The 25,713-nt window shown below is 61.6% G+C and carries 40 protein-coding genes and 1 tRNA gene; 16 read left to right on the top strand and 25 right to left on the bottom strand.

Going from position 1 to position 25,713, the window contains the following annotated elements; translation table 11 throughout:
* Positions 1–45: 45 nt before the first annotated feature.
* Both lptM and argH read right to left on the bottom strand, forming a co-directional pair.
* Positions 46–240 carry an LPS translocon maturation chaperone LptM gene (lptM, locus tag AC3WVQ_RS14860; protein WP_034806616.1) on the bottom strand — a complete coding sequence of 65 codons (195 nt, stop codon included), beginning with the start codon at positions 238–240 and terminating at the stop codon, positions 46–48.
* A 118-nt stretch (positions 241–358) separates the two neighbouring features.
* Positions 359–1,762: an argininosuccinate lyase gene (gene argH / locus AC3WVQ_RS14855; protein ID WP_034806619.1), complete on the bottom strand. Its 1,404-nt coding sequence runs from the start codon at positions 1,760–1,762 to the stop codon at positions 359–361.
* Positions 1,763–1,788: 26 nt separating this feature from the next.
* Here argH and tlpA point away from each other — a divergent pair, with 26 nt between their 5' ends.
* A complete protein-coding gene (gene tlpA / locus AC3WVQ_RS14850; RefSeq protein WP_492382861.1) occupies positions 1,789–2,460 on the top strand; it encodes a thiol:disulfide interchange protein TlpA in 672 nt (223 codons plus the stop codon).
* Positions 2,461–2,529: 69 nt separating this feature from the next.
* On the opposite strand, the gene AC3WVQ_RS14845 is transcribed toward tlpA, so the two are convergent.
* From AC3WVQ_RS14845 to AC3WVQ_RS14815, 7 genes are all read right to left on the bottom strand, one after another.
* Positions 2,530–3,402 carry a 3-hydroxybutyryl-CoA dehydrogenase gene (locus AC3WVQ_RS14845; RefSeq protein ID WP_034806743.1) on the bottom strand — a complete coding sequence of 291 codons (873 nt, stop codon included), beginning with the start codon at positions 3,400–3,402 and terminating at the stop codon, positions 2,530–2,532.
* A gap of 151 nt (positions 3,403–3,553) precedes the next feature.
* Positions 3,554–4,483 carry an electron transfer flavoprotein subunit alpha/FixB family protein gene (locus AC3WVQ_RS14840; RefSeq protein ID WP_492382860.1) on the bottom strand — a complete coding sequence of 310 codons (930 nt, stop codon included), beginning with the start codon at positions 4,481–4,483 and terminating at the stop codon, positions 3,554–3,556.
* A gap of 22 nt (positions 4,484–4,505) precedes the next feature.
* Positions 4,506–5,255 carry an electron transfer flavoprotein subunit beta/FixA family protein gene (locus AC3WVQ_RS14835; RefSeq protein WP_060518495.1) on the bottom strand — a complete coding sequence of 250 codons (750 nt, stop codon included), beginning with the start codon at positions 5,253–5,255 and terminating at the stop codon, positions 4,506–4,508.
* Positions 5,256–5,540: 285 nt separating this feature from the next.
* The gene (locus tag AC3WVQ_RS14830) at positions 5,541–6,338 is read right to left on the bottom strand and encodes a rhomboid family intramembrane serine protease (RefSeq protein ID WP_060518493.1); all 798 of its coding nucleotides are present in this window, start codon (positions 6,336–6,338) and stop codon (positions 5,541–5,543) included.
* Positions 6,339–6,415: 77 nt separating this feature from the next.
* Positions 6,416–6,994: a cob(I)yrinic acid a,c-diamide adenosyltransferase gene (locus AC3WVQ_RS14825; RefSeq protein WP_034797864.1), complete on the bottom strand. Its 579-nt coding sequence runs from the start codon at positions 6,992–6,994 to the stop codon at positions 6,416–6,418.
* A gap of 67 nt (positions 6,995–7,061) precedes the next feature.
* Positions 7,062–7,265 carry a twin transmembrane helix small protein gene (locus AC3WVQ_RS14820; protein ID WP_034797863.1) on the bottom strand — a complete coding sequence of 68 codons (204 nt, stop codon included), beginning with the start codon at positions 7,263–7,265 and terminating at the stop codon, positions 7,062–7,064.
* A 24-nt stretch (positions 7,266–7,289) separates the two neighbouring features.
* The gene (locus tag AC3WVQ_RS14815; protein WP_060584426.1) at positions 7,290–8,123 is read right to left on the bottom strand and encodes an SDR family oxidoreductase; all 834 of its coding nucleotides are present in this window, start codon (positions 8,121–8,123) and stop codon (positions 7,290–7,292) included.
* A 181-nt stretch (positions 8,124–8,304) separates the two neighbouring features.
* Between AC3WVQ_RS14815 and AC3WVQ_RS14810 the strand changes: the two genes are divergently transcribed.
* Entirely contained in the window at positions 8,305–9,213 is a 909-nt protein-coding gene (locus tag AC3WVQ_RS14810) for a YihY/virulence factor BrkB family protein (RefSeq protein ID WP_060518489.1), read from the top strand.
* Here AC3WVQ_RS14810 and gluQRS read toward each other — a convergent pair.
* Positions 9,202–10,083, bottom strand: a complete 882-nt coding sequence (gene gluQRS / locus AC3WVQ_RS14805; protein WP_492382859.1) for a tRNA glutamyl-Q(34) synthetase GluQRS — start codon at positions 10,081–10,083, stop codon at positions 9,202–9,204. The two genes, AC3WVQ_RS14810 and gluQRS, sit on opposite strands and share 12 nt — an antisense overlap.
* Positions 10,084–10,137: 54 nt before the next feature.
* On the opposite strand from gluQRS, the gene AC3WVQ_RS14800 reads away from it, so the two are divergent.
* Positions 10,138–10,785 carry a DNA-3-methyladenine glycosylase family protein gene (locus AC3WVQ_RS14800; protein ID WP_034797859.1) on the top strand — a complete coding sequence of 216 codons (648 nt, stop codon included), beginning with the start codon at positions 10,138–10,140 and terminating at the stop codon, positions 10,783–10,785.
* A 107-nt stretch (positions 10,786–10,892) separates the two neighbouring features.
* Positions 10,893–11,450 carry an HNH endonuclease gene (locus tag AC3WVQ_RS14795; RefSeq protein ID WP_034797858.1) on the top strand — a complete coding sequence of 186 codons (558 nt, stop codon included), beginning with the start codon at positions 10,893–10,895 and terminating at the stop codon, positions 11,448–11,450.
* 108 nt (positions 11,451–11,558) lie between these two features.
* Here AC3WVQ_RS14795 and AC3WVQ_RS14790 read toward each other — a convergent pair whose 3' ends face one another.
* On the bottom strand, positions 11,559–12,071 hold the full coding sequence (locus AC3WVQ_RS14790; RefSeq protein WP_060584437.1) for a disulfide bond formation protein B: 513 nt from the start codon (positions 12,069–12,071) through the stop codon (positions 11,559–11,561).
* Between the two features lie 212 nt (positions 12,072–12,283).
* Between AC3WVQ_RS14790 and AC3WVQ_RS14785 the strand changes: the two genes are divergently transcribed.
* Positions 12,284–12,368: transfer RNA gene (locus AC3WVQ_RS14785), tRNA-Leu, on the top strand.
* Positions 12,369–12,533: 165 nt separating this feature from the next.
* Here AC3WVQ_RS14785 and AC3WVQ_RS14780 read toward each other — a convergent pair.
* The 11 genes from AC3WVQ_RS14780 to AC3WVQ_RS14730 all read right to left on the bottom strand — a co-directional run bounded on the left by AC3WVQ_RS14780 (position 12,534) and on the right by AC3WVQ_RS14730 (position 17,025).
* A complete protein-coding gene (locus AC3WVQ_RS14780) occupies positions 12,534–13,046 on the bottom strand; it encodes a P-loop NTPase family protein (RefSeq protein WP_246810413.1) in 513 nt (170 codons plus the stop codon).
* A 52-nt stretch (positions 13,047–13,098) separates the two neighbouring features.
* Positions 13,099–14,190 carry a tyrosine-type recombinase/integrase gene (locus AC3WVQ_RS14775; protein WP_492382858.1) on the bottom strand — a complete coding sequence of 364 codons (1,092 nt, stop codon included), beginning with the start codon at positions 14,188–14,190 and terminating at the stop codon, positions 13,099–13,101.
* The gene (locus AC3WVQ_RS14770; RefSeq protein ID WP_492382857.1) at positions 14,183–14,482 is read right to left on the bottom strand and encodes a hypothetical protein; all 300 of its coding nucleotides are present in this window, start codon (positions 14,480–14,482) and stop codon (positions 14,183–14,185) included. Before AC3WVQ_RS14770 ends, AC3WVQ_RS14775 begins: the two co-directional genes overlap by 8 nt.
* Entirely contained in the window at positions 14,479–14,853 is a 375-nt protein-coding gene (locus AC3WVQ_RS14765) for an HNH endonuclease signature motif containing protein (RefSeq protein ID WP_492382856.1), read from the bottom strand. The genes AC3WVQ_RS14770 and AC3WVQ_RS14765 overlap by 4 nt, the downstream gene beginning before the upstream one ends.
* Positions 14,850–15,377, bottom strand: coding sequence for a hypothetical protein (locus AC3WVQ_RS14760; protein ID WP_492382855.1), 528 nt, complete (start codon positions 15,375–15,377; stop codon positions 14,850–14,852). The genes AC3WVQ_RS14765 and AC3WVQ_RS14760 overlap by 4 nt, the downstream gene beginning before the upstream one ends.
* Complete coding sequence (locus AC3WVQ_RS14755; protein WP_492382854.1) at positions 15,374–15,763, bottom strand: DUF4326 domain-containing protein; 390 nt, start codon at positions 15,761–15,763, stop codon at positions 15,374–15,376. Before AC3WVQ_RS14755 ends, AC3WVQ_RS14760 begins: the two co-directional genes overlap by 4 nt.
* Positions 15,760–15,924, bottom strand: coding sequence for a hypothetical protein (locus AC3WVQ_RS14750; RefSeq protein ID WP_492382853.1), 165 nt, complete (start codon positions 15,922–15,924; stop codon positions 15,760–15,762). Before AC3WVQ_RS14750 ends, AC3WVQ_RS14755 begins: the two co-directional genes overlap by 4 nt.
* On the bottom strand, positions 15,917–16,234 hold the full coding sequence (locus AC3WVQ_RS14745) for a hypothetical protein (protein ID WP_492382852.1): 318 nt from the start codon (positions 16,232–16,234) through the stop codon (positions 15,917–15,919). Before AC3WVQ_RS14745 ends, AC3WVQ_RS14750 begins: the two co-directional genes overlap by 8 nt.
* Positions 16,231–16,557 (bottom strand): hypothetical protein, encoded by a 327-nt coding sequence (locus AC3WVQ_RS14740; RefSeq protein WP_492382851.1) that lies wholly within the window; start codon positions 16,555–16,557, stop codon positions 16,231–16,233. The genes AC3WVQ_RS14745 and AC3WVQ_RS14740 overlap by 4 nt, the downstream gene beginning before the upstream one ends.
* Positions 16,557–16,730 (bottom strand): hypothetical protein, encoded by a 174-nt coding sequence (locus AC3WVQ_RS14735; RefSeq protein WP_492382850.1) that lies wholly within the window; start codon positions 16,728–16,730, stop codon positions 16,557–16,559. Before AC3WVQ_RS14735 ends, AC3WVQ_RS14740 begins: the two co-directional genes overlap by 1 nt.
* Positions 16,731–16,809: 79 nt before the next feature.
* Positions 16,810–17,025 (bottom strand): hypothetical protein, encoded by a 216-nt coding sequence (locus tag AC3WVQ_RS14730; protein WP_492382849.1) that lies wholly within the window; start codon positions 17,023–17,025, stop codon positions 16,810–16,812.
* Positions 17,026–17,212: 187 nt separating this feature from the next.
* On the opposite strand from AC3WVQ_RS14730, the gene AC3WVQ_RS14725 reads away from it, so the two are divergent.
* Entirely contained in the window at positions 17,213–17,392 is a 180-nt protein-coding gene (locus AC3WVQ_RS14725; RefSeq protein ID WP_492382848.1) for a hypothetical protein, read from the top strand.
* Here AC3WVQ_RS14725 and AC3WVQ_RS14720 read toward each other — a convergent pair whose 3' ends face one another.
* On the bottom strand, positions 17,393–18,193 hold the full coding sequence (locus AC3WVQ_RS14720; protein ID WP_492382847.1) for a LexA family transcriptional regulator: 801 nt from the start codon (positions 18,191–18,193) through the stop codon (positions 17,393–17,395). It abuts the gene before it with no gap.
* Positions 18,194–18,287: 94 nt separating this feature from the next.
* On the opposite strand from AC3WVQ_RS14720, the gene AC3WVQ_RS14715 reads away from it, so the two are divergent.
* Entirely contained in the window at positions 18,288–18,524 is a 237-nt protein-coding gene (locus AC3WVQ_RS14715) for a carph-isopro domain-containing protein (RefSeq protein ID WP_492382846.1), read from the top strand.
* A gap of 127 nt (positions 18,525–18,651) precedes the next feature.
* On the top strand, positions 18,652–18,891 hold the full coding sequence (locus AC3WVQ_RS14710; RefSeq protein ID WP_492382845.1) for a hypothetical protein: 240 nt from the start codon (positions 18,652–18,654) through the stop codon (positions 18,889–18,891).
* A 1-nt stretch (position 18,892) separates the two neighbouring features.
* Here the strand turns inward: AC3WVQ_RS14710 and AC3WVQ_RS14705 are convergent, their stop codons facing one another.
* Entirely contained in the window at positions 18,893–19,162 is a 270-nt protein-coding gene (locus AC3WVQ_RS14705) for a hypothetical protein (RefSeq protein ID WP_492382844.1), read from the bottom strand.
* 228 nt (positions 19,163–19,390) lie between these two features.
* On the opposite strand from AC3WVQ_RS14705, the gene AC3WVQ_RS14700 reads away from it, so the two are divergent.
* Genes AC3WVQ_RS14700 through nusG form a run of 7 tightly spaced genes read left to right on the top strand, consistent with a single transcriptional unit; the run spans position 19,391 to position 24,023 of the window.
* Positions 19,391–19,879, top strand: coding sequence for a phage regulatory CII family protein (locus AC3WVQ_RS14700; RefSeq protein WP_492382843.1), 489 nt, complete (start codon positions 19,391–19,393; stop codon positions 19,877–19,879).
* Positions 19,879–20,031, top strand: coding sequence for a hypothetical protein (locus AC3WVQ_RS14695; RefSeq protein WP_492382842.1), 153 nt, complete (start codon positions 19,879–19,881; stop codon positions 20,029–20,031). Before AC3WVQ_RS14700 ends, AC3WVQ_RS14695 begins: the two co-directional genes overlap by 1 nt.
* Entirely contained in the window at positions 20,028–21,611 is a 1,584-nt protein-coding gene (locus AC3WVQ_RS14690) for a hypothetical protein (RefSeq protein ID WP_492382841.1), read from the top strand. The genes AC3WVQ_RS14695 and AC3WVQ_RS14690 overlap by 4 nt, the downstream gene beginning before the upstream one ends.
* Positions 21,608–21,922 carry a hypothetical protein gene (locus AC3WVQ_RS14685; protein WP_492382840.1) on the top strand — a complete coding sequence of 105 codons (315 nt, stop codon included), beginning with the start codon at positions 21,608–21,610 and terminating at the stop codon, positions 21,920–21,922. Before AC3WVQ_RS14690 ends, AC3WVQ_RS14685 begins: the two co-directional genes overlap by 4 nt.
* 46 nt (positions 21,923–21,968) lie before the next feature.
* Positions 21,969–22,118, top strand: coding sequence for a hypothetical protein (locus AC3WVQ_RS14680; protein WP_244496849.1), 150 nt, complete (start codon positions 21,969–21,971; stop codon positions 22,116–22,118).
* Positions 22,115–23,380, top strand: a complete 1,266-nt coding sequence (locus AC3WVQ_RS14675) for an LvrA C-terminal domain-related protein (RefSeq protein ID WP_492382839.1) — start codon at positions 22,115–22,117, stop codon at positions 23,378–23,380. Before AC3WVQ_RS14680 ends, AC3WVQ_RS14675 begins: the two co-directional genes overlap by 4 nt.
* Before the next feature lie 4 nt (positions 23,381–23,384).
* Complete coding sequence (nusG, locus tag AC3WVQ_RS14670; RefSeq protein ID WP_492382838.1) at positions 23,385–24,023, top strand: transcription termination/antitermination protein NusG; 639 nt, start codon at positions 23,385–23,387, stop codon at positions 24,021–24,023.
* Between the two features lie 220 nt (positions 24,024–24,243).
* Here nusG and AC3WVQ_RS14665 read toward each other — a convergent pair whose 3' ends face one another.
* Positions 24,244–24,783, bottom strand: a complete 540-nt coding sequence (locus AC3WVQ_RS14665) for a hypothetical protein (protein WP_492382837.1) — start codon at positions 24,781–24,783, stop codon at positions 24,244–24,246.
* Positions 24,784–24,857: 74 nt separating this feature from the next.
* Between AC3WVQ_RS14665 and AC3WVQ_RS14660 the strand changes: the two genes are divergently transcribed.
* On the top strand, positions 24,858–25,604 hold the full coding sequence (locus tag AC3WVQ_RS14660; RefSeq protein WP_492382836.1) for a hypothetical protein: 747 nt from the start codon (positions 24,858–24,860) through the stop codon (positions 25,602–25,604).
* The last annotated feature ends 109 nt before the right edge of the window (positions 25,605–25,713 follow it).

Raw genomic sequence — 25,713 nt, 5'->3', positions numbered from 1 at the left:
CAGGAAAGTGCGAAGCGGCTTCCGTTCGGAATTGCGTAATTTCTACTAGAGGAGGGGATCGAGCAGGAACGAACGCTCGTCTGCTTTTTCCTTCTGCTCGACAGTTCCTGCCGGCGCCTTGGTGTTGATCGGCGCGGTCGAGCCGGGGCGATCGAGGTCGCCCTTGCGTCCACAACCGACAAGAACCAGCCCGGGGATCGCCAGCAGAAGTGCAAGCCGGGCCGCCTTCGTGAATGTCATCGTGATTTTCCTTCGCGGGAACTGATGCAGGTGCGATGTCTTACCGATTTTTCAGGCACTTGTGCACCCTGTTTCTGCGGGCGAAGAGCCGCCCGCAGCGGGCTTGGGAGCAGATGTCTTAGTTGCGGGCGCGCCACCAGGCGATCTGCTTGCGAACCTCGTTGGGCGCCGTGCCGCCGAAGGAGGTACGGCTGGCGACGGAGGCTTCGACCGTCAGGACATCGAAGACCTTCTCGGTGATGTCGGCGTGGATCGACTGCAGGTCGGCAAGCGAAAGATCGGCGAGGTCGCAGCCCTTCTGTTCGGCAAGCGCCACGGCGCGGCCGGTCACATGGTGGGCGTCGCGGAAGGGCAGGCCTGCCTCACGCACCAGCCAGTCGGCAAGGTCGGTCGCGGTCGAATAGCCGGAGCCGGCGGCGGCCTTCATGCGATCGCTACGGATGGTCATGTCACGAACCATGCCGGTCATGGCGGCGATCGCCAGCTCGAGGCTTTCGGCTGAGTCGAAGACCTGTTCCTTGTCTTCCTGCATGTCCTTGGAATAGGCGAGCGGCAGACCCTTCATGACCGTGAGCAGCGCGATCAACGAACCGTTGATGCGGCCGGTCTTGGCGCGCACCAGTTCAGCGGCGTCGGGATTCTTCTTCTGCGGCATGATCGAGGAGCCGGTCGAAAATGCATCCGACAGGCGGATGAAGCCGAACTGCGGCGTCGACCAGATGACGATCTCTTCGGCCAGCCGCGACAGGTGCGTGGCAGTGATCGAGGCCATCGACAGGAATTCGAGCGCGAAGTCGCGGTCCGATACCGTGTCGATCGAGTTGCGGGTCGGGCCGGCAAAGCCGAGCGCCTTGGCGGTCATGTGACGGTCGATCGGGAATCCGGTGCCGGCAAGGGCGGCGGCGCCGATCGGGCTCTCGTCCATATGCTCGATGGCGTGACGCACGCGCGAGCGGTCACGGCCGAACATCTCGACATAGGCCATGCAGTGATGGCCGAAGGTGACGGGCTGCGCGGTCTGCAGATGGGTGAAGCCGGGCATGACGGTATCGGCATGTTCCTCGGCGCGGTCGAGGAAGGCGGCGATCAGCGCCGTCAGCGCTTTCTCGGTGCGCTGCAGCTCTTCCTTGACCCAAAGGCGGAAGTCGAGCGCCACCTGATCGTTGCGCGAGCGGGCGGTGTGGAGGCGGCCGGCAGCCGGACCGATCAGGGTCGCGAGCCGGGCCTCGATGTTCATGTGGATGTCTTCGAGGCGGCGCGAGAACTCGAACGCACCACTTTCGATCTCTGACAGGATCGTGTTCAGGCCGTGAACGATCTTGTCTTTGTCGTCGGCCGAAATGATGCCTTGATGCGCCAGCATCGTCGCATGCGCTATTGAGCCGCGGATGTCCTGGGCATAGAGCTTCTTGTCGAAGCCGATCGAGGCATTTATTTCCTCCATGATCGCGTCCGGACCCGAGGCAAAGCGACCGCCCCACATCTGGTTGGAGGATTTCGTCTCGGAATTGCCGTCAGCCATGAAGAATGCCCGCCTTGGAGAATGAAATGCCCGACCAGAAGAAATCCCCCCCGGCCGTGAAACTGTTCGCGCTCGCCGCCCTGTTTGGCGTGATCGTCGGTGCGGCAGCGGTATACGTGAAGGAGACCGGGTCTGGCAATGGTGAGGCAACCGAAACGGCCTCCGCCAGTTGCCCGCTGACCTCGGCCAAGGTCGCTGCGCTGACACCCTTCATGAAGGGGCAGGTTGCCGCGATGTCGCCGGCGGCGTCGCCGCGGCCGATCGCGCTCGACTTCAACGGTCCGGACGGCAAGTCGACCAATGTCTCGGCCTTTGCCGGCAAGACGCTGCTCGTCAATCTCTGGGCGACGTGGTGCGTTCCCTGCCGCGAGGAAATGCCGGCCTTGAACGCCCTGCAGAAGTCGCTCGGCAGCGACAAGTTCGAAGTGGTGGCGATCAACATCGACGTCGGCGACGACGAGAAGCCGAAGGCTTTCCTCGACGAGACGGCCGTGCACGAGCTTGGCTATTATCGCGACGCCTCGATGGGCGTGTTCAACAACATGAAGAAGGAAGGCCTGGCCTTCGGCCTGCCGGCAACCCTGCTGCTCGACGACAAGGGCTGCCTGATCGGCTCGATGAACGGGCCGGCCGCCTGGGACAGCGACGACGCCAAGACGCTGATCAGCGCGGCGCTTTCTCCTGCTGCGGGAAGCTGAAGGAGACTAGATCTGGACAAAGAAAAACCCGGCGGATCGCCGGGTTTTTCTTGTCAAATGCTGACGGAATTAGCGGGTGGGAACCGGCACTTCGCCGCGATAGTCGTAGAAGCCGCGTCCGGACTTGCGGCCGAGCCAGCCGGCTTCGACATATTTCACCAGCAGCGGGCAGGGGCGATACTTCGAGTCCGCCAGGCCGTCATAGAGCACCTGCATGATCGACAGGCAGGTGTCGAGGCCGATGAAGTCGGCAAGCTGCAGCGGGCCCATGGGATGGTTGGCGCCGAGCTTCATGGCGGTATCGATCGCCTCGACACTGCCGACGCCTTCGTAAAGCGTATAGATCGCCTCGTTGATCATCGGCAGCAGAATGCGGTTGACGATGAAGGCCGGAAAATCTTCGGCGACCGTCACGGTCTTGTCGAGCGTCGCCACGAATTCCTTGGCGGTCTTGAAGGTCTGTTCGTCGGTGGCGATGCCGCGCACGAGCTCGACCAGCTTCATCACCGGAACCGGGTTCATGAAGTGGATGCCCATGAAGTGCTCGGGGCGATCGGTGGCGGAGGCCAGGCGCGTGATCGACAGGGACGAGGTATTCGTCGCGAGAATCGCTTCCGGCTTTAGGATCGGACAAACCTGGCCGTAGATCTTGCGCTTGATCGTTTCGTCTTCGGTGACGGCTTCAATTACCAGATCGGCCTGGGACAGGTCGTTGATATCGGAAGAGCCCTTGATCAGGGCAAGGGCTGCCTTGCGGGCCTCGTCGGTCATCTTGCCGGAGGAGACCTGACGGGCAAGGTTGCCGTTGACGGTTGCAAGGCCCGCTTCGATCCGTTCGGCGGCCAGATCATAGATCTGCACCTTGTATCCGGCGATTGCCGAAACATGTGCGATGCCACAGCCCATTTGCCCGGCACCAATAATTCCGACCGTCTTGATCATCGCGGCGAACATCCATCTTCAAAGGTTGGCGGCAAGGCCGCCATCAGACACGCAAACCGGGCCGGTTTGGCCGGCCCGGTAGATTGTTAATGCCAAGTCCCCGCTTTTGCCAGCCCTTTTCATGGGTGCGGAGGGTGGCATCGATTTGGGCTTACAGCGCCTTCTGCAACTCCGGCAGAGCGTCGAAGAGATCGGCAACCAGACCGTAGTCGGCGACCTGGAAGATCGGTGCCTCTTCGTCCTTGTTGATGGCGACGATGACCTTCGAGTCCTTCATGCCGGCGAGGTGCTGGATGGCACCGGAGATGCCGCAGGCGATGTAGAGATCGGGCGCAACGACCTTGCCGGTCTGGCCGACCTGCCAGTCGTTCGGCGCGTAACCGGCGTCGACCGCAGCGCGTGAAGCGCCGACGGCAGCGCCGAGCTTGTCGGCCACCGGCAGGATCACTTCCTGGAACTTTTCGGAAGAACCAAGTGCACGGCCACCGGAGATGATGATCTTGGCAGACGTCAGCTCCGGGCGGTCGGACGACGACAGGGCGTCGGCGACGAAGGAGGAAACGCCGGGGTTGGCGGCGGCCGAGACGCTCTCGATCGCGGCCGAGCCGCCTTCAGGGGCGGACGCGAAGGAGGCGGTGCGCACGGTGATGACGCGCTTGGCTTCGGTCGTCTGCACCGTCTGGATGGCGTTGCCGGCATAGATCGGACGCTTGAAGGTATCCGACGAGACAACTTCGATGATTTCCGAAACCTGGGAAACGTCGAGCAGCGCTGCAACGCGCGGCATCACGTTCTTGCCGACCGAGGTGGCGGCGCTCACGATCGTGTCGTAGCTGCCAGCGAGCGAGACGATCAGGGCAGCGAGCGGCTCGGCAAGGTTGTTGGCAAGCGAGGCGTCGTCGGCAACGAGCACCTTGGAAACGCCTGCAAGCTTGGACGCCTGTTCGGCAGCCTGCTTCGCGCCGGCGCCGGCAACGAGAACATGCACATCGCCGCCGATTTTCGAAGCGGCGCTCAGCGCCTTGGCGGTCTGGTCGGAAAGGTGGTTGCTGTCGTGGTCAGCCAGAAGAAGAATGGCCATGATAAAATCTCCCTTCCTTAAATCAGAGCACGCCGGCTTCGGTCTTGAGCTTTTCGACGAGCTCGGCGACCGACTTGACCTTGATGCCGGCCTTGCGGCCCGACGGCTCCTCGGTCTTCAGCACCTTGAGGCGGGCAGCGGTGTCGACGCCGAAGTCGGCCGGCGACTTCTTGTCGAGCGGCTTCTTCTTCGCCTTCATGATGTTCGGCAGCGAGGCGTAGCGCGGCTCGTTCAGGCGCAGGTCGGTGGTGACGACGGCCGGCAGCTTGATGTCGATGGTCTGCAGACCGCCGTCGACTTCGCGCGTCACGGTTGCCTTGCCGTCGCCGATCTCGACCTTGGAGGCGAAGGTGCCTTGCGCCCAGCCGAGCAGGGCCGACAGCATCTGGCCGGTCTGGTTCGAATCGTCGTCGATCGCCTGCTTGCCGACGATAATCAGGCCCGGCTGTTCAGCCTCGGCCACACCCTTGACGATCTTGGCGACAGCGAGCGGCTCGACCTGGTCTTCGGTCTCAACCAGGATGGCGCGGTCCGCCCCCATGGCGAGCGCGGTGCGCAGGGTTTCTTCGGCCTTGGCCGGACCGACGGATACGACGACGACTTCCTCGGCCTTGCCGGCTTCCTTCAGCCTGAGCGCCTCTTCGACCGAGATTTCGTCGAAGGGGTTCATCGACATCTTCACGTTCGCAAGCTCGACGCCCGAACCGTCTGCCTTCACCCGGATCTTGACGTTGTAGTCAACCACCCGCTTCACCGTCACAAGTATTTTCATGGATTCTTCCCTCCAAGAGCTTTCGCAGGAAAATGCGCCTTAACGGAGCCGCCTGATTGTCGGTTGGCGACATCGATACGCGTTTTTTCTCCAATTACAATCGCTGTGCATGGCGCTAAATCGATATAATCCCGAGAATTGGAATTACGTTTACGTACACGTAAGAATGATCCATGGCAAGTGGCTTGGGGCCTGATGCGGCACTGTCCCGGCAGGGCCGGGTGCGCTTCAGGCAAGCCATTGAAATAACGGATCATCCTCGTTGAAGGCTGGCGATTGCCGGTGTCAGGATCCGGTCTGGCGTCCCCAGGGAATGGGCGGTCTTGTCGCATCTGACGACGGCTGTTGGCTTGCGGTGACCGGTTCGGCCTTGTGCCGGACGGCGCGCGGCGTGACGATCGTGCGGTCGAAGAGCGGCACATCGCGGCGTCGCAAAATGACAACCAGAACCAGGCCCGCGACGATGCCGCCGACATGGGCGCTCCAGGACACGCCGCTGCCGGGATCGACGACCAGCATGAAGAACTGCTGGCCGATCCAGAAGGCAAGCGGAATGGCGGCCGGCAGCGGCAGCGGGATGCGGAAGAAGACAAGCACCCAGACGCGCACCTTCGGGTGCAGCAGGAAATAGGCGGCAACGACGCCGGAGATCGCGCCCGATGCGCCGATCAACGGCGCCTCGGAGGCCGGGTCGAGAAGCCCATGCGCCAGTGCGCCTGCAGCCGCGCAGAGAAGATAGAAGGCGAGATAGCGGAAGTGCCCGAGCGCATCCTCGACATTGTCGCCGAACACCCAGAGGAACAGCATGTTCATGGCGAGGTGCATGAAGTCGCCATGCAGGAAGGAATAGGTGACGAAGGTGAAGCCGTCAGGGACGACGACGAGCGAGGGATCGAGCTGCGCGTAGTCGAAAATGAGCGCCGGAATATAGCCGAAGCCCAGCAGCGCGGCGTTGGCGAATTGCTCGGAGGCAATCGGTCCAGTGATCAGCCAGACGGCAATGTTGATGACGATCAGGCTGATCGTGACGTACTGGACCTTGATGTGCTTCAGGGTGTTCGTATCGTGAAGCGGTATGAACATGCGGTCTCCCGAAGCACAGGTTATTGCCCGTTTCTCCCGTCGAATCTCGATCGGGCGCGACAATGCGCGAGCCGACGTTATCTGTTTTTTCCGGGAATCCAAAGGACGTCGGCTTGACCTTTGTCATTTGCAAAGCGCGCCGCGACGAACAGGAAATCCGACAGGCGATTGATATAGGCGATGGCTTCCGTGCTGACGACTTCACCCTCGATCTGGGCAAGGGCCACCACCTGGCGTTCCGCACGGCGTGCGACCGTGCGGGCGACGTGGAGGGCTGCGGAGGCGGGGCTTCCGGCCGGAAGCACGAAGGAGCGCAAGGGATCAAGTTCGGTATTCAGCCGGTCGATTTCGGTTTCGAGCCAGGTCACCTGCGCTGCGACGATGCGCAGCGGTTCGTATTGCGGCGGCTCGCCGGTGTCGGGTGTTGCGAGATCCGCGCCGAGATCGAAGAGATCGTTCTGTATCCGCATCAGCGCGGCGTCGAGATCGACGTTGCCGGCCGTATGCTGCCGAGCCAGGCCGACGAAGGCATTGGTTTCGTCCACTGCGCCATAGGCATCGACGCGCAGATCGCTCTTCAGCCGGCGCGGGCCGGAGACGAGCCCGGTGGTGCCGTTGTCACCCGTCCGGGTATAGATCTTGTTCAGCTTCACCATGGGCGGACGCAGTCCTCTAGCGCAATTTCAGGAACGGTGTTGAACGGTTGTCCGTTCGGAATTTGCGTCAGGTCGGACGGCCGCCGCCGGTGATCCAAAGGGTCACCATGATGAGCACGATCGCGATTGCCTGCAACAGCACACGCGCCTGCATCAACTTGTTGGACGTGTTGCCGCTGCCACCCTTTGCCATGTTCACGAGGCCGCGGATCAAAACGATCACGACCAGGCCCATGACGAACAGGGTCAAGCCGGTAAAGAAGCTGGACATCGAACTCTTCCTTGCAATTCTGCTTCAGCCAAGTCGGCCGATGATGCGATAAAACAGTGCCGCCGGCAGGAGCTTCTTCAGAAGCGCGCCCTGTCTGGCTGGCCTTGTTACAATATAGTGCGGTTTCGGTTTCTTTGCTGTCAGTGCGTGCTTCAAAACCGCATAAACCGCCTCCGGGCCGAGCTTTCCGGCCGCGGGTTTGCTTTCGCCTTTCAGGCGTCGCATCTGCCGCTCGTATTCGACGCGGTGCACCGAATTCTTGAGGTCGATGAAGCGCTCGATATAGGTAACGGCATTGGCGGTGAATTTCGATGTGATCGGCCCTGGCTCGATCAGGCTCACCTCGATACCGCTGCCGGCCAGCTCCATCTTGAGGGTGAGGGACAGGCCCTCGATCGCAAACTTGGAGGCGTTGTAGGCGCCGCGCCAGCGATAGGGCACGATGCCGAGGATGGAAGAGCACTGCACGATGCGGCCGCTGCCGCGCGCCCGCATCGCGGGGATCACCCGCCGCGTCAGGTCGTGCCAGCCAATCACGTTGGTCTCAAGCTGGAGCCTCAGCGCCTCGGTCGGCAGATCCTCGACCGCACCCGCCTGGCCATAGGCGCCGTTGTTGAACAGCGCGTCGATGCGCCCGCCGGAAAGCGCCAGCACCGTATCGGCCAGGGCAGCGATGCTCTCCGGCTTGGTGTAGTCCATCAGAAAGGTCTCGATGCCCTCGCTTTCAAGCGATTGCCGGTCCTCTTCCCGGCGCACGGTCGCAAAGACCCGCCAGCCGTCGGCATGAAGCGCGCGTGCGCAATGGGCGCCGATTCCGGAGGAGCATCCGGTGACAATGATTGTGGGGCGATCCGTCATCCGGTCGAATCCTGTAGAAATCCTGCCTCGGTTTCCCATATTCATCGGCGGGATACAATTGAATTGCGCAAGCCGGAACCCGCCAGCGTTGTCGCCGTTGGGGTCATGCGAAGCCAAGGAAACGGCGCCGAGACGGACGTACTGATCGGGTAGTCCCGGCGCCTCGTAGGATTGGAATGGAATGCCAGCGTTTATACGCATCACCTGGAAAGTCGTGTTCGATGCGCTCTGGCACTTCAGCCTCGACGACGGTTGGGCGATGGCGAGCCATGTGGCGCTGTCGTCGCTGCTCGCCGTCTTTCCCTTCCTGATTTTTGGCACGGCGCTCGGCAGCTTTCTCGGGGCCGACCAGTTTGCCGAAACGGCGGTGCATCTGATTTTCGATGCCTGGCCGGAATCGATCGCCAAGCCCATCGCCGACGAAATCGTGCGGGTGCTGACGATCCCGCGCGGTGGGCTCTTGACCGTTTCGGTGTTGGCCGCCGCCTATTTCGCCTCCAACGGCGTTGAGGCGCTGCGCGTCTCGCTCAATCGCGCCTATCGAGTGACCGAGAGCCGCTACTGGTACGTCACTCGGCTTGCGAGCCTCGGCTTCGTGCTTGCCGGCGTCCTGATCCTGGCCGCACTCAGCATTCTGCTCGTCGCCGTGCCCCTGGCGGTGCGTTATGCCGGACAGTGGCTCCCCTGGCTTGGTGGCGTGCTTGCGACCGTCGACAATTGGAGCCTGCCGCTCGCTCTCGTCGTGCTGACCAGCGGATTGCTCGTGTCCCATCTCTGGCTGCCGGATGGGCACCGTAAAGTGATCGACGTTTTGCCGGGCATCGCGCTGACGCTCGTTTGCTGGACGATCGGCGCTTATGCCTTTGCTTCGTACCTCGCGACCTTCGCCACCTATGTGTCTACCTATGCTGGCCTGGCGTCGATCATGATCGTGCTGGTGTTTCTCTACATGATCGCTGCAATCTTCATCATCGGCGCCGAGATCAATGCGGCGATCCTCAAATACAGGGTCAAGAGCATGGTGCGGCGCAGCTTCCAGCTGCGCAATGGCAACGACGCGACCCGCGAGGAGCAGGACCTAGCCGATTAACGCGCGGATTTCCTCCGCCGTGCGACCGGCGGCGCGGAAAGCGGCGATGCCGGTATCCTGGTTGCTCTTCGACAGCTTGCGCCCATCCGGCCCGAGGATCAGCCGGTGATGGTGATAGAGCGGTTCCGGCAGATCGAGAAGCCGCTGCAGCAGCCGATGCACGGATGTCGCATGATAGAGGTCGCGGCCGCGCACCACATGGGTGATGCCCTGCAACGCGTCGTCGACGACGACGGATAGATGGTAGCTTGACGGCGCATCGGAGCGCGACAGGATTACGTCGCCCCAGGCGGCGGGGTCGGCGATGATGGTGCCGGTTTCGTCCTCAGGACCATGGCCGCTCTCGGCCCAGCTCAGGTGGTCTTTTCCCAAAAGCGCGATGGCCTTCTCCATGTCGAGCCGCCAGGCATAGGCCTTGCCGCTCGCGGTGAGAGCCGCGCGCTCGGTTTGGGGCAATTCGCGCTCGCGGCCGGGATAGAGCGGGCTGCCGTCCGGATCGCGCGGCCAGGTCTGGCCGCCGGCTTCCGCATCGGCAACGGCGGCCTTGATTTCGCCGCGGGTCATGACCGAGGGGTAGATGACACCCAGCATGTCCAGCCGTTGAAGCGCCGACGCGTAGGCGTCGAGATGTTCCGATTGCCGGCGCACCGGGCGCTCCCAGTCGAGGCCGAGCCAGGCAAGGTCTTCGAAGATCGCCGCCTCGAATTCCGGGCGGCAGCGGGTCTGGTCGATATCCTCGATGCGCAGCAGGAAACGCCCGTTCGCGGCCTTCGCCATGTCATGGTTCAGCGCCGCGGAAAGCGCGTGGCCGAGATGGAGCAGCCCGTTGGGGCTCGGGGCAAAACGGAAAACGGGTGGCGTGTCAGGCATGCTTTCCCTTTGCCATGGAAGGGGTATAAAAATCATCCGCTTTGTGGAGGCGTCATGCGGATCATCCGGACACATGAGGATATCGAGGCCGGGCTGTCAGGCCTGGTGATGCTCGATGCGCGCCTCGGGCACGTCGTTGCGAGAGCCGGCCCGGTGCCGCTCCGGCGCACCGATCCCGGCTATCGCGGCCTTGCCAGCATCATCGTCTCGCAAATGGTCTCGAAGGCAAGTGCGGCTGCGATCTGGCGGCGCATGGAAGAAAAGCTCGGCGAGGTCACGGCGGCAGGCGTCAATTCGCTGAGCGACGAGGATTGCCGGGCGATCGGGCTGTCGCGGGCGAAGGCCGAGGCGCTGAGGCGCGTGGCCGAGGTGGTCGTCAGCGGTCAGATCGATCTCGACGCGATCTGCAACATCGAAGGATCGGAGGCGATCCGGGAGCTGACGGCGATCAAGGGGGTGGGGCGCTGGACGGCGGAAGTCTATCTGCTCTTCTGCGCCGGCCACCCGGATGTCTTTCCCTCCGGCGACGTCGCGCTGCAAAACGCGATCGGTCACGGACTGGGCCTCGAACTGCGCCCGAGCGCACGCGAAATTGATTCGCTCGCCGCTTCGTGGTCGCCCTGGCGCAGCGTCGCCGCACGCCTCTTCTGGGCCTATTATTCACAGGAAATGCGTCGTGATGCTGTTCCTGTGACACCTTGAAGGAAAAAGCGAATCCAGCGCACGCATTTTTGTTTCCGGCTTCACAATCCTGTTGCAACGGGCCTAATATAGAAGGTGCAGATGCCGAATCGATCAGGAGAATACGCTTGACGATTGCAGTCTCACCACAGGCCTTGCCGGCGCTCGTCTTGAACGCTGACTATAGGCCGCTGAGTTACTACCCCTTGTCGCTTTGGTCCTGGCAGGACGCGATCAAGGCAGTCTTCCTTGACCGTGTAAATATCCTTGCCGAGTACGAACATTCGGTGTCGTCTCCGAGCTTCTCGATGCGACTGCCGAGCGTTGTTTGCCTCAAGAGCTACGTGCAGCCCTCACGCCACCCGGCCTTCACCCGGTTCAACGTGTTCCTGCGCGATAAATTCGAATGCCAGTATTGCGGTTCGCCCGACGATCTCACCTTCGATCACGTGGTGCCCCGCGCTCACGGCGGCCAGACGACCTGGGACAATGTCGTCGCAGCCTGCTCGCCCTGCAATCTACGCAAGGGCAGCAAGCTGCCGAAGCAAGCCGGCATGTTCCCGCACCAGAGGCCTTTCCAGCCGACGGTGCAGGACCTGCACAACAACGGCCGGCTCTTCCCGCCGAACCATCTGCATGAAAGCTGGATGGACTATCTCTACTGGGACGTCGAACTGCAGCCCTGACGCTGTTCGTGCCTTCTTGCCGGATCTAAGCCCAAAGCGGGGTCAGGAGAGGTGCGTGCGCTCGCGAACCCCTTGTTGGGGCGTTGCCTGCCCGAGAGCGATCTGGGATCAGCGCGCCTTTGCCGCACCGCGCAAGGCGATTGCTGCGAGGATGAGGCTGGCGATCACATTCCATCCGGCAAAGGAGAGCCCGAGCACCCGCAAGGAGGCTTCGGTGCACGACGGGCCATGCTTGGAATCGAGATCGCCCAGCAGATCACCGACATTCGACGAAATCCCTTGCGCGGTCGTGGCGCAGGTGGACGGTCCTTCCCAGAAGCCCCATTCGGCGCCCGAGTGATAGACGCCCATGCCGGCGCCGACCAGCATCAGGATGCCGACGATGAGAAGCAGCGTGCGTGTCGTCCACGCCGGCAGTTTGAACGCGCTCGTGGCGATTGCCAAAACACCGACCGGGATGCCCCAGTAGTAGGGATCGCGCTGCAACAGGCAGAGCGCGCAGGGAATATAGCCACCGACATGCTCGAAGCCGAGCGCGCCGCCCACGGTCGCCGCCATGCCGAGTGTTACGATAACGGCGATCAGCAAATGCTGGCGGGATTGGGTGGCGGCGTCGATCATCTATACCTCGCGGGCGGCAACTCGAAACCGAGGGATGCCGCAGTGCAAACTGGATGGCGCCTTCTTAGGCAGGATCGTGCGCGCTGTAAATCGCAGCGGCTGTGAGCGGCCCGCACGCTTTCGTGATTGTTGGTCGTGCATCCTGAAAATGATGGTTGACCACGGCGAAATCCTTCGTGTAAATCCGAGCCGCTGATATCGCACTTCCCTGAGCCCCATTGGCGGAATTGGTAGACGCGCTCGACTCAAAATCGAGTTCCGAAAGGAGTGCTGGTTCGACCCCGGCATGGGGCACCACCTACACCTAACAGCTATTGTTTTTGTTGTCTTTTTTTGCTGTTTTTGTCCCACATTTTCCAATGTCAAAATGTGTGGGACAAATTTGTTCATGATCCGTGCGTCAGATTGCCCCCTTGTCGGCTATTGGTGAGCTTGTAAGGCGGGTTGAGGCGCGGTTCGGCCCTAAGCGGCGATAGCCCGAATGATCTCCGCATGATTGATCACCTCCGAACGGCTCTTCAAAAGAACCTTTGACCCAGCGCAGGCTTCGAACAGCTTCTCATGGCCGGCATAGCTGGTTGAAGAGTTTTCGCGCTTCCGATACTCGCGTACCCACTTAATCAGTTCTTGGAAATCTTCCTCACTGCCTCCGCCTTGGATGCCTCGGGCAATAATATTGGCGACACAATCTTCTTCGGGCAAATCGATCCAGATCAAGCTTGTCACCCGATGCAGAACAGCATTGGCAAGCCATCCATATACGCCTTCCATCAGCCAACTCTCGGCCTTACCGGCTTCGACGACTTCATCGAAAACCAGTTGATTGTCTCGCGCGACACCGTACTGGCCGGAAGCCCAGCGGAGATCGTCAAGGTGGATTGCAGGACGTCTAAGGATGTCGCCGATCTCGCGGGCCAGCCAAGTCTTGCCTGTCCCGCCATTGCCGAAGATTAGTATCCGCTGAAGGTGTTCCATTTGGGTCAGATCTCTTTTAGACGACGGGCGCGATCGCTTCAGACTTTGACCGCTAGCCCTCTCCCGGAACGAGCTTGTGCATCGCACTTGCCGCCATCTGTTTGCGGCGGGCTTTCTTGGTGTAGGTCGTCGTCTGGTTCTTCGTGGTCCAGCCGAAAATTGCCATCAGCTCTTCGTCCGTAGCGCCGTTCTCGGCGGCGATTGTGGCGCCGGCTTTCCGCAGGCCGTGAGTGGTGCAGTGGAACAATCCGGCCTGGTCGCACCAATCCCGCATCTTGTTGCCAAGGCCGTTCGTTGTGAATGGTTTGCCAAACTCGGTGACGAGGAAGGTCAGGTTGCCAGTCGGGCACTCGTCGATCGTCTTTTGCAGCTCCGGCAGCACCGGAATGTCGACGATGACGCCGCTCGACTTGCGCGTCTTTTCCGGACGGATGGTCAATTGGCCATTGCGAATGTGCTGGAGGCCGACAATGGAGAGACTATCGAGGCGCAGGCCGGTGTAGAGTGCAAGGTGAAGCATAAGGCGCGCCTTCGTGCCTGCGCCGTGTTTGGCCTCGTACTGGCGCACCTCGTCGACCGTCCAAGTGTGGAAGCCGTCGCCGGAGTGCAAAAGCTTGATCTTCGCGGCCGGGTTCATCTGCGCGAGGTCGCTTTCGACGGCCCACGCGAACAAGGCGGAGATGGCCTTCTTCACATCGTTGCGCGAACCGGGTTTGTCTCGGACGGCGTCGCGGATCTTGACGACATGGCGCTTGCGCATGTCAGCGTATGGTAGGTCTCCACATCGAGCTGAGCCGAACTTGTAATCGCAGACCTCCTCCAAGATGGTCGCCCGTCGCGCCATGACGCCGGCGCTGATGGTTGCGCGCCGCTTGTACTCCGCATAGAGCCAATCGACGGTTCCTTCGGCTGGATCTCGTTTCAGCGTCACAACGGCAGGCGGCGGCTCTGCGCCTTCAGGCACGTAGGGAATTCCAAGGCGGGCGCAAGCAACTTCCTTGTCGAAAGCATCGGTACCGGGTGTCTCTTTGAGGCGGACCTTCTTCTTGCCCGGCGCGCGGAAATAGTAGCGTGCTTCTCTGGTGCGCCAGTCGCGATCGAGGCTCACGCCCTTCTGCAGTTTGTCATCAAGCCTTTTAGGCATTGTCGAAAGCGTTCCCTTGTGGTCGCAGCTCGTCGGGGTCTCGGCTCATGCCGGCTTTGTGCGGTAGCGCGCGAAAGCTCGCCCAAAGCTCGTCGACATCCCATATGTTTCGCCCGAAGAGCACTCTCGGTTGTGGCATGGTGCCAACTTCAACGGCGCTGTCAAACAGAGACACGCTGATGCTCAAAAGCAGGGCGGCCTGCTCGCGCGTGACGCCAAAGGGCGGAAGGCCTGGAGGAAGCAGGGCGGAGCGTCGAACGCGCGTGTCGACGGCCGTCATTTCTCGGCTCATTGGGTAATCTCCTGGCATTCGAGTGCCGGCCGGCCTTTGTGTCCGATCATTGCGGCAGCGCGCGCTTGGTCGCGGCGCTTCTGGTTCTGCTTGTGCGTCACCAGCTCCGTATGCTTTGGGTCCGGCTTGACGCAGAGGCGGTTGCGGCATTTGTGATCGAGCTGCTTCTTGCCGGGAATGTAGCCGTGCTCGTTGGTCCACATGACCAAGTGCACGGCGACCGTCTGACCGCCAAGCGACATGCGTGGATAGTCTTTTCCTCGGCCGGTCTTTCCTGATGTCGGGCCTCTCCAGATCCAGCAGCCGGTAACGGGATTGATGAAAACCCGCGACATGATCTTTTGGTAGATTTCCAGACGGCGACCATTCATCCGACCCGCCTCCAAGCGTCGAAGGCGTTGACCAGGCTGCGCCAACGCGCAGCAGAGTCCTGGTTGCTGTCCAGCTCGCGGCGCGACGAAATATTAAGGATGGAGCGGACCTTCGTCGCAGCGCGTTCCTGTGTCAGGGGGCGCTGGAGGCCGTGGCGCTCCTCAAGGAATCTGAGGAATGCCGGCTCGCTGCACTTCATGGCGCATTCGGTGGCGTACTGCTTGGGCTTCGGCTCGCGCACGGCCAGTTTCTGGCGCAATTCGCGGATCTCGCGAAACGCATGCTGCAGAAGGAAGTCCATTGCGCGCATGTAGGTCGGCGCATGCGTCATGATCCGGCGATCATCGTAACCGCAGGCGGGCAGGAGGTGGGCGATCGGCTCCACCTCGCCGGTCAATACGTCCTTGGCGCAGATCTCGGCGCGACCGCTCTCTACCTCGAAGGATTCACACCATTCCTCGCTGGCAAGGCCGAGCAGCTGGCGCGCATCCAGGTATGTCTCTTTGGCGAAGTCGAGGTTCATGGCTTCGCCTCGTCGGCGTTGTTGGCGATGAACAGCAGGGCATCGGCATGGCAAGGCTCGCCGGGCTTGCACCAGCAAGCAAGGTTCTTGCCCTGCAGGTCACGTCGGATCTCTTCGCAGGTCGGCGGCGCGCCCAGTTCCGGTAACTCGCCGCCGATCCACGCGTCGAAGCATTTCACGGCGTGCTTCTGCCACGTGCCCTCGATCGGTGGTCGGCCGAGTTCGGCATAAATCGCCTGCAGCTCGTCGAAGTCCTGCTTGATCACCGGATTGCCGTACTTCGACGGCCGCGAGACGTTGACGGCAGTCAGGCCGTTTGCGGCAAGGCTAAAGTCTTGAAGGCTAAAGCCCTTACGACGGGAAAGCTGAAGGCGGACGGGCTTCATCGCATTTCCCTGATGACTTTGACCTTGCGGATAGCGCCGGGAGAAACGTTGCGGCGTTCCGCCGCCATGTCGCGTGCGGCCATGGCGTCGGTAGCGTCGATGTCGAGCGGCGCGATTTCGGGGTCGTGAAAGTGGATGCGGAAGGGCTGAAGGTTAGGCACTGGCGCCTCCCTCTGCCTCAAGCATGGCCTGCCACCGCTTGAAGCCGTCGAACTTGCGGCGCTCGCGTTCGCTTTCGCCCTTGAACGGCTCGTCCAGAACGTCGAAAAGCCAGCGCAGCGCTGCCTTGAGGTCCGTCTCTTCGAGGAGATGCGTCCGGTTGAGCTTGCGCGTCACCGATTCCGCTTCGTGGAAGCCTTGAATGAGGCAACGGGCCAAAGCCTGAGAAAGCTCGGCACACTCCTCGGCGCACTTGCCGAGCGCCTGGTGCAGAACGACATCCGCTTCGGGTTTCCAGAGGGTGATCGTCATGCCGCGACCCTCCAGTCTACGTCCTTGTGCCCGGCCTCGATCGCTTTCACGTGCATCGAGATCCGGGGCAGGGATACGTGCATCACCTGGTAGGCGTTGCGGTCGAAGTAGCGGACGGTATGAACGATGCGGCGAGCGTCGGGCGAGGCCGCACGTTGCTGCGCGTCGATCCAGCGAGGGAGACGCGGGCGCAGATAGCGCTCCATGGACGGGAGGGGCACTGAGAAGCGCGCCGCCATATCGCTCGCGGTCGCGCCCTGCTCCCAAAGGCGGTGAACGATCGGTTCGGCGGGGATGGCGCCGTCGAGGGGGTAGTGGCCCATCAGACGCGAGCCTCCGATGCAAACTGCCATTCCTTCTTGGCTGCCGTGTTGCCGGCGAGGAATGCCGACATTGCCAAGGCGGCCGTCATTGCAATGGTGACGCAGAGAAGCCGAAAGCGGCTGTAGCCGGCGTCAAGGCGTGCCTTGTTGTGGCCGGTGAAGTGCTCATTCATGACCAGAGACTCCGATTGAGGACAGCGAAGGGAACACCTTCGATGTCGGCCCGAAGGCCGACGCCGAAAGCGTTCGGCCTCAAGCGGCGCGTCTGGCGGGGACGCGGGCGCGGATGCTGCTCGATGAGCCGGCGAGTGCCATTTCGCGTGCGGCGTCGCCGTATTTCAGGATTTCTTGGCGGGTGAAGCCGCGAAGCAGGAGGTCGCGTTCGGTGCAGCCTTCGCCGGTCAGGCGCATGCCGTCAGCCATGGAGTGAGTGATCTCTTCCGGAGTGGTGCCGAGCTGGTTTTGCATTTGATATCTCCACTTCTGCAAAATGCGTACGGGGAGCATCGATATACGCATGATGCGTAAAGCGCAAGCGCATTTACGAAAAGTGCGTAAATTACGTAATCTATGCTCGCGTTAAGAAACGACTCGACTTGTCGGCGTGTTCTGTGTTTTTGTTCGTGCTATGTTCTTGCGTACTGGAGGCGATGCGATGATCACAGATACCGAAGACGTGCAGCGCGACGTGGTTGGCTCGTCAGAGGCGGCGCACGAAACGGCAGAAGCCCCCGCTGATCAGTTGACCGGCGAGGGCTGCGATACTTGGGTGCTTGATGGCGCGCTGGAGGTTAGTCGGCGCTTGGATTTCCCCGTGACACGGGTCGGGCGTTGACTATCTGCGCGCGATATGGCCGCAGACGCGGCCTATGATCGTCAGACGCTCCAGCTCCACCGTGAATGTTTCAAGAGCCGGATTGTCCGAGATAATACGCACTTGCGGCGGATCGCTAAACGGGACCCGCTGCAATCTTTTGATCTGAGGTTCGCTCTGTCCGTCGCTAATTGCGTACACGGTATCGGTGAGCATCGTATTCTGTGCCAGGTCTACGATGACACGATCGCCTGGCAGATATGTTGGCATCATCGAATCGCCAACAATCTCCATGATAAGCGTTGAGCCCGGCGAGACCTTGGCTTCATTGCGCAAGTAGCTCTCAGGGATAAGCCATTCGGCAATAACACGATGCCCGGCAACGGTCTCGCGGCCGACCGGTAGGTTGATCACTTCTCCGACCGAGCCGAACCCAGCGCCAAGCTTAACATCCACTTCAGGCACTGCGCCATTGACGCTCGGATGCCAGTGCTCGCGGCTGTAGCTGAGATCACTGTCGGCGCGGTCTGCTTCTTCGCCGTCTGGGTCGAAGCTCGAAACGAATGAGCTTGGCAGCCTCGTCAGTGCCCAAACGTCTTTCGGCTCGATCGGTGGCGTGCCTCGGCCTTTTATCGCCTTCAAGAGTTTGCCCGCCAACTCGGTGCTGATCGAAAGCTTCCGATACTCATCGGGGTTTTCGTATCTCTGGATGCTTGAAGCTCGGCTGTAGCCCATTGCGCGCGCCAGTTCGTCCATCGACATGCCGGCACGCTCGCGGAGCTTCCGCCACTGAACTGAGATGTTTTCGCTGGTGTCGTTCATATCACACCTTTACGCGAAACACGTTTACGCATTCCACGTTGACATGTTTACGCACTCTGCGTATGAGTCCATCGTCATCACTGAGGAATGAACCGTGTCCGCACCCAATCCGGCTGAAATCGTTATCTCGAAGTTCGGCGGCCTGACCAAGACTGCGAAGGCGCTGTCGACCGGAGAGAAGCCTTTTCCGGTCTCGACCGTGCAGGGGTGGCAGGAGAGGGGCAGGATTCCTCAGGGCCACTGGCCCGCTCTCATCGCTGTCGCAAAGCGCGCCGATGTCGATCTCGGCATCGGCGATTTCCTCGGCCCCTCCATCGAGGCCGCCGAATGACGATGTTCCCCAAGCAAGGCACGGAAAACGCGGGTCTCCTCCCTCCCGTGCGCCTTGCCACCTGGCGGGGACGCGCCACTGACCTGCGCGTCCCTGCCTCTTTTCTTCAACGTGAAAGGATGAGCCGATGCAGAATGCTGAAAAGTTTAGTTTCGGGCGCACTTGGCTCAAGCGGCTGCGTCTGCTTCTGCAGCCGGCGAAAGCCGCTGAAAGCGAAAAGCAGCGGCGTCGTGATAGGCAGGACGCTGCACTGGATGCGCGCTGCGCTGCGCTCAGAGCGCGGTTCGTCGAAAAGTTTGGCGACCTGCACCCCGCAGTTGTGGCCCTTGATGAAGCTGAAGCGCGGGCTCGCGCAGCCAACGTCTGACCTATTGTTGTTGCCCGTAGTCGGTGCGCGCATCCCTCATCTCGATGGCGCGCTCGACGATGTGGAGCGCAGTGAAAAGGTTGCGACGACCGCGGGGGGTATCCGGGTGGACCTCCGCATCCCACTTCGCCTGGTGAACGAAGTCGTTCAGGTCGATGGTCTTGGACTTTGCCAGCATCATCAGCATGAGTGCTGCGGCGTACCTGGTTTCGTCGAGTTCCCCTTCCAATGCTTCGATACGCTCTTCGAGCGTGATTGCCTCTTCCGCCATGTCCGTTTCTCCGAATGGTTGTTGCGAGCACAACGGAGCATCTACCGGCGCTGGCGGCAAGCACGCAGGGGGGCTTTTCCCCGGCGTGCACAGCCTGTGGTTTCGTATCCATGCGGGCCTCCCTGATCTGACGGACTGAATTTCGCACTTCTTGACCTTTCCCAAAACGGGAAAACCCGACCGGATTTCCCGGCGCGGGAACGCTTTTTCTTTGTCCTGGAGACAGCCATGTCCGACGCCTTCCTCTACCGCGTGAAAGCTGCGCAGCGTGACCTGATCGAACGTTGCGGCGGGATCGAGCGCGCCGTCAGCATCACCGGTTTTTCCAAGAGCCACGTCGGCCGCTGGAACAACCCGAACGACCCCGACCTGATGCCGATCGGCGCCGTTCGCGCTTTGGAACAGGACTGCGGTCAGCCGCTGATCACTGCCGTGATGGCGGAAGCGAGTGGCCGTCGGCTGACGGACCCGGAAGGCGAGCGGCAGTCCGAGATTAACGTCCTTTCGGCCCATGCCGAGGTGATGCGCCTTTCCGGCGAGCTTGCAAACAAGGTCGCCGTATCAATTGCCGACGGTCATTTCACGTCGACGGAAGTGACTGCTGTCGACCGCATCGCCGCAGCGCTGGAAAAGGCGACCTCGGACCTGCGGGCGACGGCTGCCGTCGTCAAGGCGCGGGGCGGCATGGCTGCATCGCTGCATCTCGTGAGGGACTGATGCCGCCTCTTCCTCGCCAGATCCTGATCGAGCGCGTGCTGCAGCTTTGGCACGACGGCCAGCACGACACGTACGCCATCGCCGCGCTGCTCAACATCGCCGAGCGCGAGGTCTGCGAAATCATCGAGCAATCGGAAAGGCGGGCGCTGTGATCGAAGTTGTTCCTTATGCGTCGACGCAATCTCGCATTCTCAATGCGGTGAAAGTGGACGGCTTTTACCGCTGCACCAAAAAAAGCGAGCAAGCGGCCGCGCGGAACCTGAACGGCAAGGGACTTGTCCGGCGTCACCCGAAGGACGGCCATGTCTGGTACGCCCCTGATGCTTCTGCGCCGCCGGTGCTCGATGCGCCGCTCTCTGCTCCGGCGCCTATCCCGGAACGATCGGAGCTGGTCGTTTCGATCGAGACGGCGCGCGCGCTTTTGAGCGCTGGCGACCTGCGGGCAGCTCTGCTGCTTTCGACCGGTGCTTACGAGCAGGCGAAAGCGGCTGTGAACTATGCGGAGAAGGTCAGGGCCTCGCGCGAGCTGCTCGAGAAGGCACGCCTGATGCAGGCGGAAGCGCTGAAGATCGAGAGCATGTGCTACGTCGCGATGGCCGACACGATCGACGAAGCGCAGGAAAACGGGAAGGTCGCCAAGCAGGGGCGCGCAAAGGTCCGCGACGCGGACGTTTTCACGCTCGACGATGTCGGCATCGACAAACGCCGCCTACACGAAGCGCGCAAGCTCCGCAATGTCGTGCGCGAGCAGCCTGATTTCATCGAGCGCGTGATCGCGGCGCGGCTGGAGGCAGGGCTTGATCCGAGCCGGCGTAGCCTGTCGCATGCGATCGGCACGCGCTCGGCCCCGTCGGAAGACAAGGGCGACCAGCTTTACCAGACGTCGATCGAGGCAATGCGCGCGTTGCTAGCGCTGGAAAGCTTCTCGGCGACGGTGAAAGAGCCGGCTGTCGGCAAGGGCGCGATTATGCGCCCGCTCGAAGATGCCGGTTACGAGGTGATGATCGCGGATCTCGTCGACCGTGGCGTCGCTACGCGGCACGGCGAGTTGCAGCAGGTTGGCGATTTCCTGCTTTCCGTCGCAGGCGGTTCGGTCGGCGTCGATATCGTCACCAACCCGCCCTATGCGGAACTGGCGAACTCTTTCCCGGCCCATGCGCTGCGCGAGCACAAGCCGCGCAAGATGGCGCTGCTCCTCAACTGGAATTTCGCGGCCGGGTTCGACGATCCGAATCGCGTCTTTGTCATGGACGAAAACCCGCCGTCGCGCGTCTACCTCTTCACCCGCCGCCTGCCGATGATGCACCGGGACGGATGGGATGGGCCTGAGGCGTCGAGCCAGATGAACACGGCGTGGTTTGTCTGGGAACGCAACGAAGACGGCAGCTATGGCGACGGCTTCCCGCGCATCATCCGCGTGGACTGGAAGGCATACGAGAATGCCGCGCCGCTGCTGCCTGGTGCGGGCGGAAACGTCGCGCCAATGACCTTCAAGCCGCAGCCCGACGAGTTCGCCCGCGAAACGCCGCGCAAGTCGCTCGACGAGCGTTTGAGCGAGGAGCGGGATCGAGCGCTCGATTGGGTGCGCGGTCAGGCCTCATTCGACATTGGCACCTTTCGGCGTGGCGTTGCCGTGCGCGGCGCGGTCGCCGGGGCTCTGATTGGGGATTTCGAAGCCGACGGGCTGATCGTCGCTGACGGCGACGGCGTGTGGAAGGCGGTGGCGCAATGATGGCTCCGCTGCCGATCGTCGAAGAGCTGCTCGACGCGCCTGACGATGCCACTCGGGCTCGCTGGATCCTCAATGCACCGCTGGACGTGCTTCTGCGCGCTCAGATGCAGATCCGCGCCGCGCTCCAGCGGGCGGGATTTCAGCCGGGCCTCACGTGTCTGGCAACCGAAATCGCCGCGCTCTGCGGCGTCCGCTGCGATGACGGCGGCCATCCCATCACCATGCGGGTCTCGCGCGAATACGCGCGGCTGCAACTCGTCGAAATCGCGCGCCGGGGCGCCAGCGCGGAGGCTAGGCATGTTGAGTCTTAACCGGAGAGACGTGCGCCGATCGCGATCATCGGCCATGAGTGGCAAGATGGATGAGTTGAAGGCGCTGGCCGCGGTCATCCTTTGGAACTCCAAACATTTCGACACTTGCGACATCGCAGACGCCCTCGGCGTTGGCGAGGACGCGGTTTGCCGCACGATTCAGGCGGCACGGCATATTCAGAGGGGTGGGACGTGAGCACGGCGCGACTATCAATCATTCCCGGCTGGCTGGTCACCGATCAGCGGCTCAAGGGGCGGGATCTGCAGGTTCTCTGCGTTCTCGGGCGGCATACCAGCAGTAAGCACGGATGGTGCCGGCGCAGCCAGGTCAAGATGTCCGAGGAAATGGGCTGCGCTCGCTCCACGGTGCAGGCCTCGCTCGATCGTCTCGTTTTGATCGGGGCCGTAGAGCGGCGCGTGGTTGCCAGCGACAGCGGCCGCGACAGCGCGCACTGGTATCGGGTCATTTACGATCGCGAGACGCCGGAAAGTGCATTCCAATCATGGGACAACGACGGCGACGTTTCCGACGAGGAATTCGCTCCTGTTTCCGGCGAGGAAGACGGCGCACCCCCCTGCCGGTATACCGGCACCCCTGCCGATATATCGGCACCCCCTGCCGGTCCAGAGTCGGCACCCCCTGCCGGTCCTGGATCGGCACCTATTAACGACTCTTGTTTAACGCCTCCTGCTGAACGAAGTGAGAGAGAGCGCGCGAGCGATGACGAGAAGGCTGAAAGCCGGCAGTCGATCGAACGTGGCTTCAAGCGCTGGTTCCCGACGTGGCCGACCAATCTCGACGACAGCGAGGCGGAAGCACGCAAGGCCTGGTATCGGCTGACGCCTGCCGAGCGTAAGGAAGCTCTCGAACTCACGCCAGCCTATCTCAGGGCGCGTGAACAGCTCGGCCGCTCGAAGACACGCACAGTCGCCGCGGGCAAGTATCTTCACGAAAAGCGCTGGCAACGGCTTGGCGCCGTGGCGGCCGCTGCGGTCAACCCGCCAAGCGTGCACAAGCCTTTCAGCAAGGCGTGGCAGGCGTTGGTAATCAGCCGCCTGCTGGAGCCGGATGCACCCATGCCGGCGATGACACCCTTCCTCCAGCAGACTGTGAAAGCCGGCGGCCCGATGGCCGACCGCGTGCGCCGTGAGCATCGCCAACGCTGGGCTTGGCCGAAGGTGAGCGAGATGTATGCGGCGGCGGAGCAGTTTCGCGGCCAGGTCATCGACGGCGCCATCGTCGTGGCGGGCGAGGGCTTCAAGAGCTACCACGTCGATTCTGCCGAGGTGCAGGCCTATCGGCAATTCTATGAGCGCATGGATTGGCCATGGCCGCGCATGGGCGACGCCAAGTGGATCTGCTTCCCGGTGGTAGAGGCCGGTGGCAGCGTCGAAGCGGCAATCGAGACGTTCAAGGCAACCATCAGCGAGGGGCAGGGTGACCATGATGCAGGATAGGGGAATGAAGGGGCAGCCAATCGCCATCCGAGCCAGTGATCGCTTCGAGGAGCGAATGCGCCGAATCACGGATGGCATGCTCGACGAGGGCGCGCTGGTCACCCTGAATTGCCGAATCAATGGTGGCAAAGCGCCATGGTTCGCGCTTCGGGTTTGGACCGGCCGCGAAAAAGTAGTGGATGATGCGCTAGCAAGGATGGGTGTTCGGTCGCTTGTTCCGATGCGAAAAGGGCCGGATCTCCGTCGTCGCCACCGTGTTATCCCAGGCACGATGATGCCAGTTATCCATGGATACGTGCTTGTCCAAATGCTCCCGCAGCCAGAATACCTCGCTGGCTTGCAGGGCCTTGAGCATGCCATTGACGTGCTCGGGGGGTGCGAGCGGCCGATGCGCATCAGTGACAAGGAGGTGTCACGTTTCAATGCGTTAGCGCTCGGTGGAACCTACGACTCGGAACGACATGTCGAATTGCAGGTGACTGCTGGAGAGCCCGTCTGGATTACCGCTGGACCCTTCAATAACCAGAAAGGCATCGTGGTCACGCCGAACAGGAATGGTCGAGGCGATGTGGTGGTTGAAATACGCTTCATGGGCGGCGAGGTGCCTGTAACTGTGCCTCTTGCATTGCTCCGGAAGTTGTGAGAGTCATTCGGCCACTGGACTAGCTGATGATCCTGAAGTGAGCCTCTGAGAACGCCTAAACAGCGGGGAGCAATCCCGAGGTCGATACGCCGGTCAGCCCCAGCCTTGAAAGTCTCCCGAGCGAGACGCCGATTCAAGGCAAGTGCGACAGCTATGAGAAGATGACAGGCGGCCGAAAGGTCGCCTTTTCCGTCGGATAGTGCAGATCTTCAGGTGCAAGTCATTCGTCTTCGTACCTATATTCGTACCACCATCTGACGTTGTTGCAGGCGGAGCAATCACCATAGAGGGCGCTTCCGCCGCAGGTGCTACACGTCACCAAAACTTGCTTCATGACGCGGCGTCTAGGCTGCGGTTTAGTACGAACCGGACCAGGCGGCCTATTGTCGTTTGAGGAGGGCTGGGTGTTTAACGCTGTCACCTGTGTGGCCGGACTTTGTGTTTCGTCAGCAATTTTGCTGAGGAACGACGCTAGCCCAGCTGCAACCAAACAGTAGCCGGCGAGCCAGCCGATAGCTCCATCGTTGTTCGCGAAAGCAATGCCGCCAAGTATCATTGCGGTTAGTAAAGCGCCTGCGCTGACCAGACGAAAAAAGACGCCGCTGAATTTGTGGTACTTGCGGGTCCAGATGAAGGTTGCGATCGCCAGGCCGGCTCCAAGCAGAAAACGGTCGTCAGTCGAAATCGCAGTCGCCGTAAGCAGGCACGCCCATAGTGCGGCGAACACGCAAGCCGATACGAGGAAGTTGGTCCAGTTCACTAACTGCCCTCAGGTGAACGTTGTCCATTCTGGCCTGGTTCGGTGCTTTTGCAATTCGCCCTTTGGGACTAGCCATGATTGATGCTCACATACGGTTTGATCTCTCGGCCTTCGAGAGGTCGCTGAGCGAGATCGAGCGCAAGCAACTGCCGTATGCGATCATGCTTACTCTCAACGAGGCGGCAAAAGGCGGCCGGCTCGAAGTGCAGCGCGAGATGGATCGCGTGTTCGATCGGCCGACACCCTATGCCAAGCGCGGCGTCGTCTATGACAGGGCGACCAGGCAGAACCTGCAGGCGGCTGTCGTCGTGACCGGTGATCGAACCAAGGGAGGGTTGCCGGCAACTGCGTTCCTTGGGCCGCAGATCGAAGGCGGCATGCGCACGCATAAGGCTTTCGAGCGACAGCTTATCGATCGTGGCGTCATGAAGCGCAACGAGGTCGCTGTTCCTGCCAAGCGTGCGCGTCTCGATCGATACGGCAACATGACGCAAGGGTTTCTCAACCGTGTCATGGCCGACCTGCAGATCGACTATCGAGGCGCTGGTGCAACCCGCGTCCGCTCCGACAGATCGGTCAAGCGGAACAAAAACTACAAGAACGCTCGCTTCTTCGCTGCGAAACGTCCGGGCCATTTGTTTCCGGGCATCTGGCAGAGAGATCCGACCACGCAGGCGATCTTTCCGGTCATCCTCTTCGTGTCGCAGAGCACGTATCGCATCCGCCTCCATCTTCGCGAGGTCGTCGATCGCTATGTGACCGCGAACATTCACGACCACTTCGCTGCTGCCTTCGAAAGGGCGGTTCGGACGGCCCGATGACCGGTCGACCCGTTTCGCGGGTCCTTCCTGGCGAAACCCGGCCTACGGGTATTTGGCACCGCGGTGGTTGCCTAGTCTGAGCGACTTTTTGAAGCCTAAAGTCAGAGCC

Source organism: Ensifer sp. EB106-05-01-XG146 (assembly GCF_058791875.1).
This window is presented reverse-complemented; position numbering and strand designations above follow the sequence as displayed.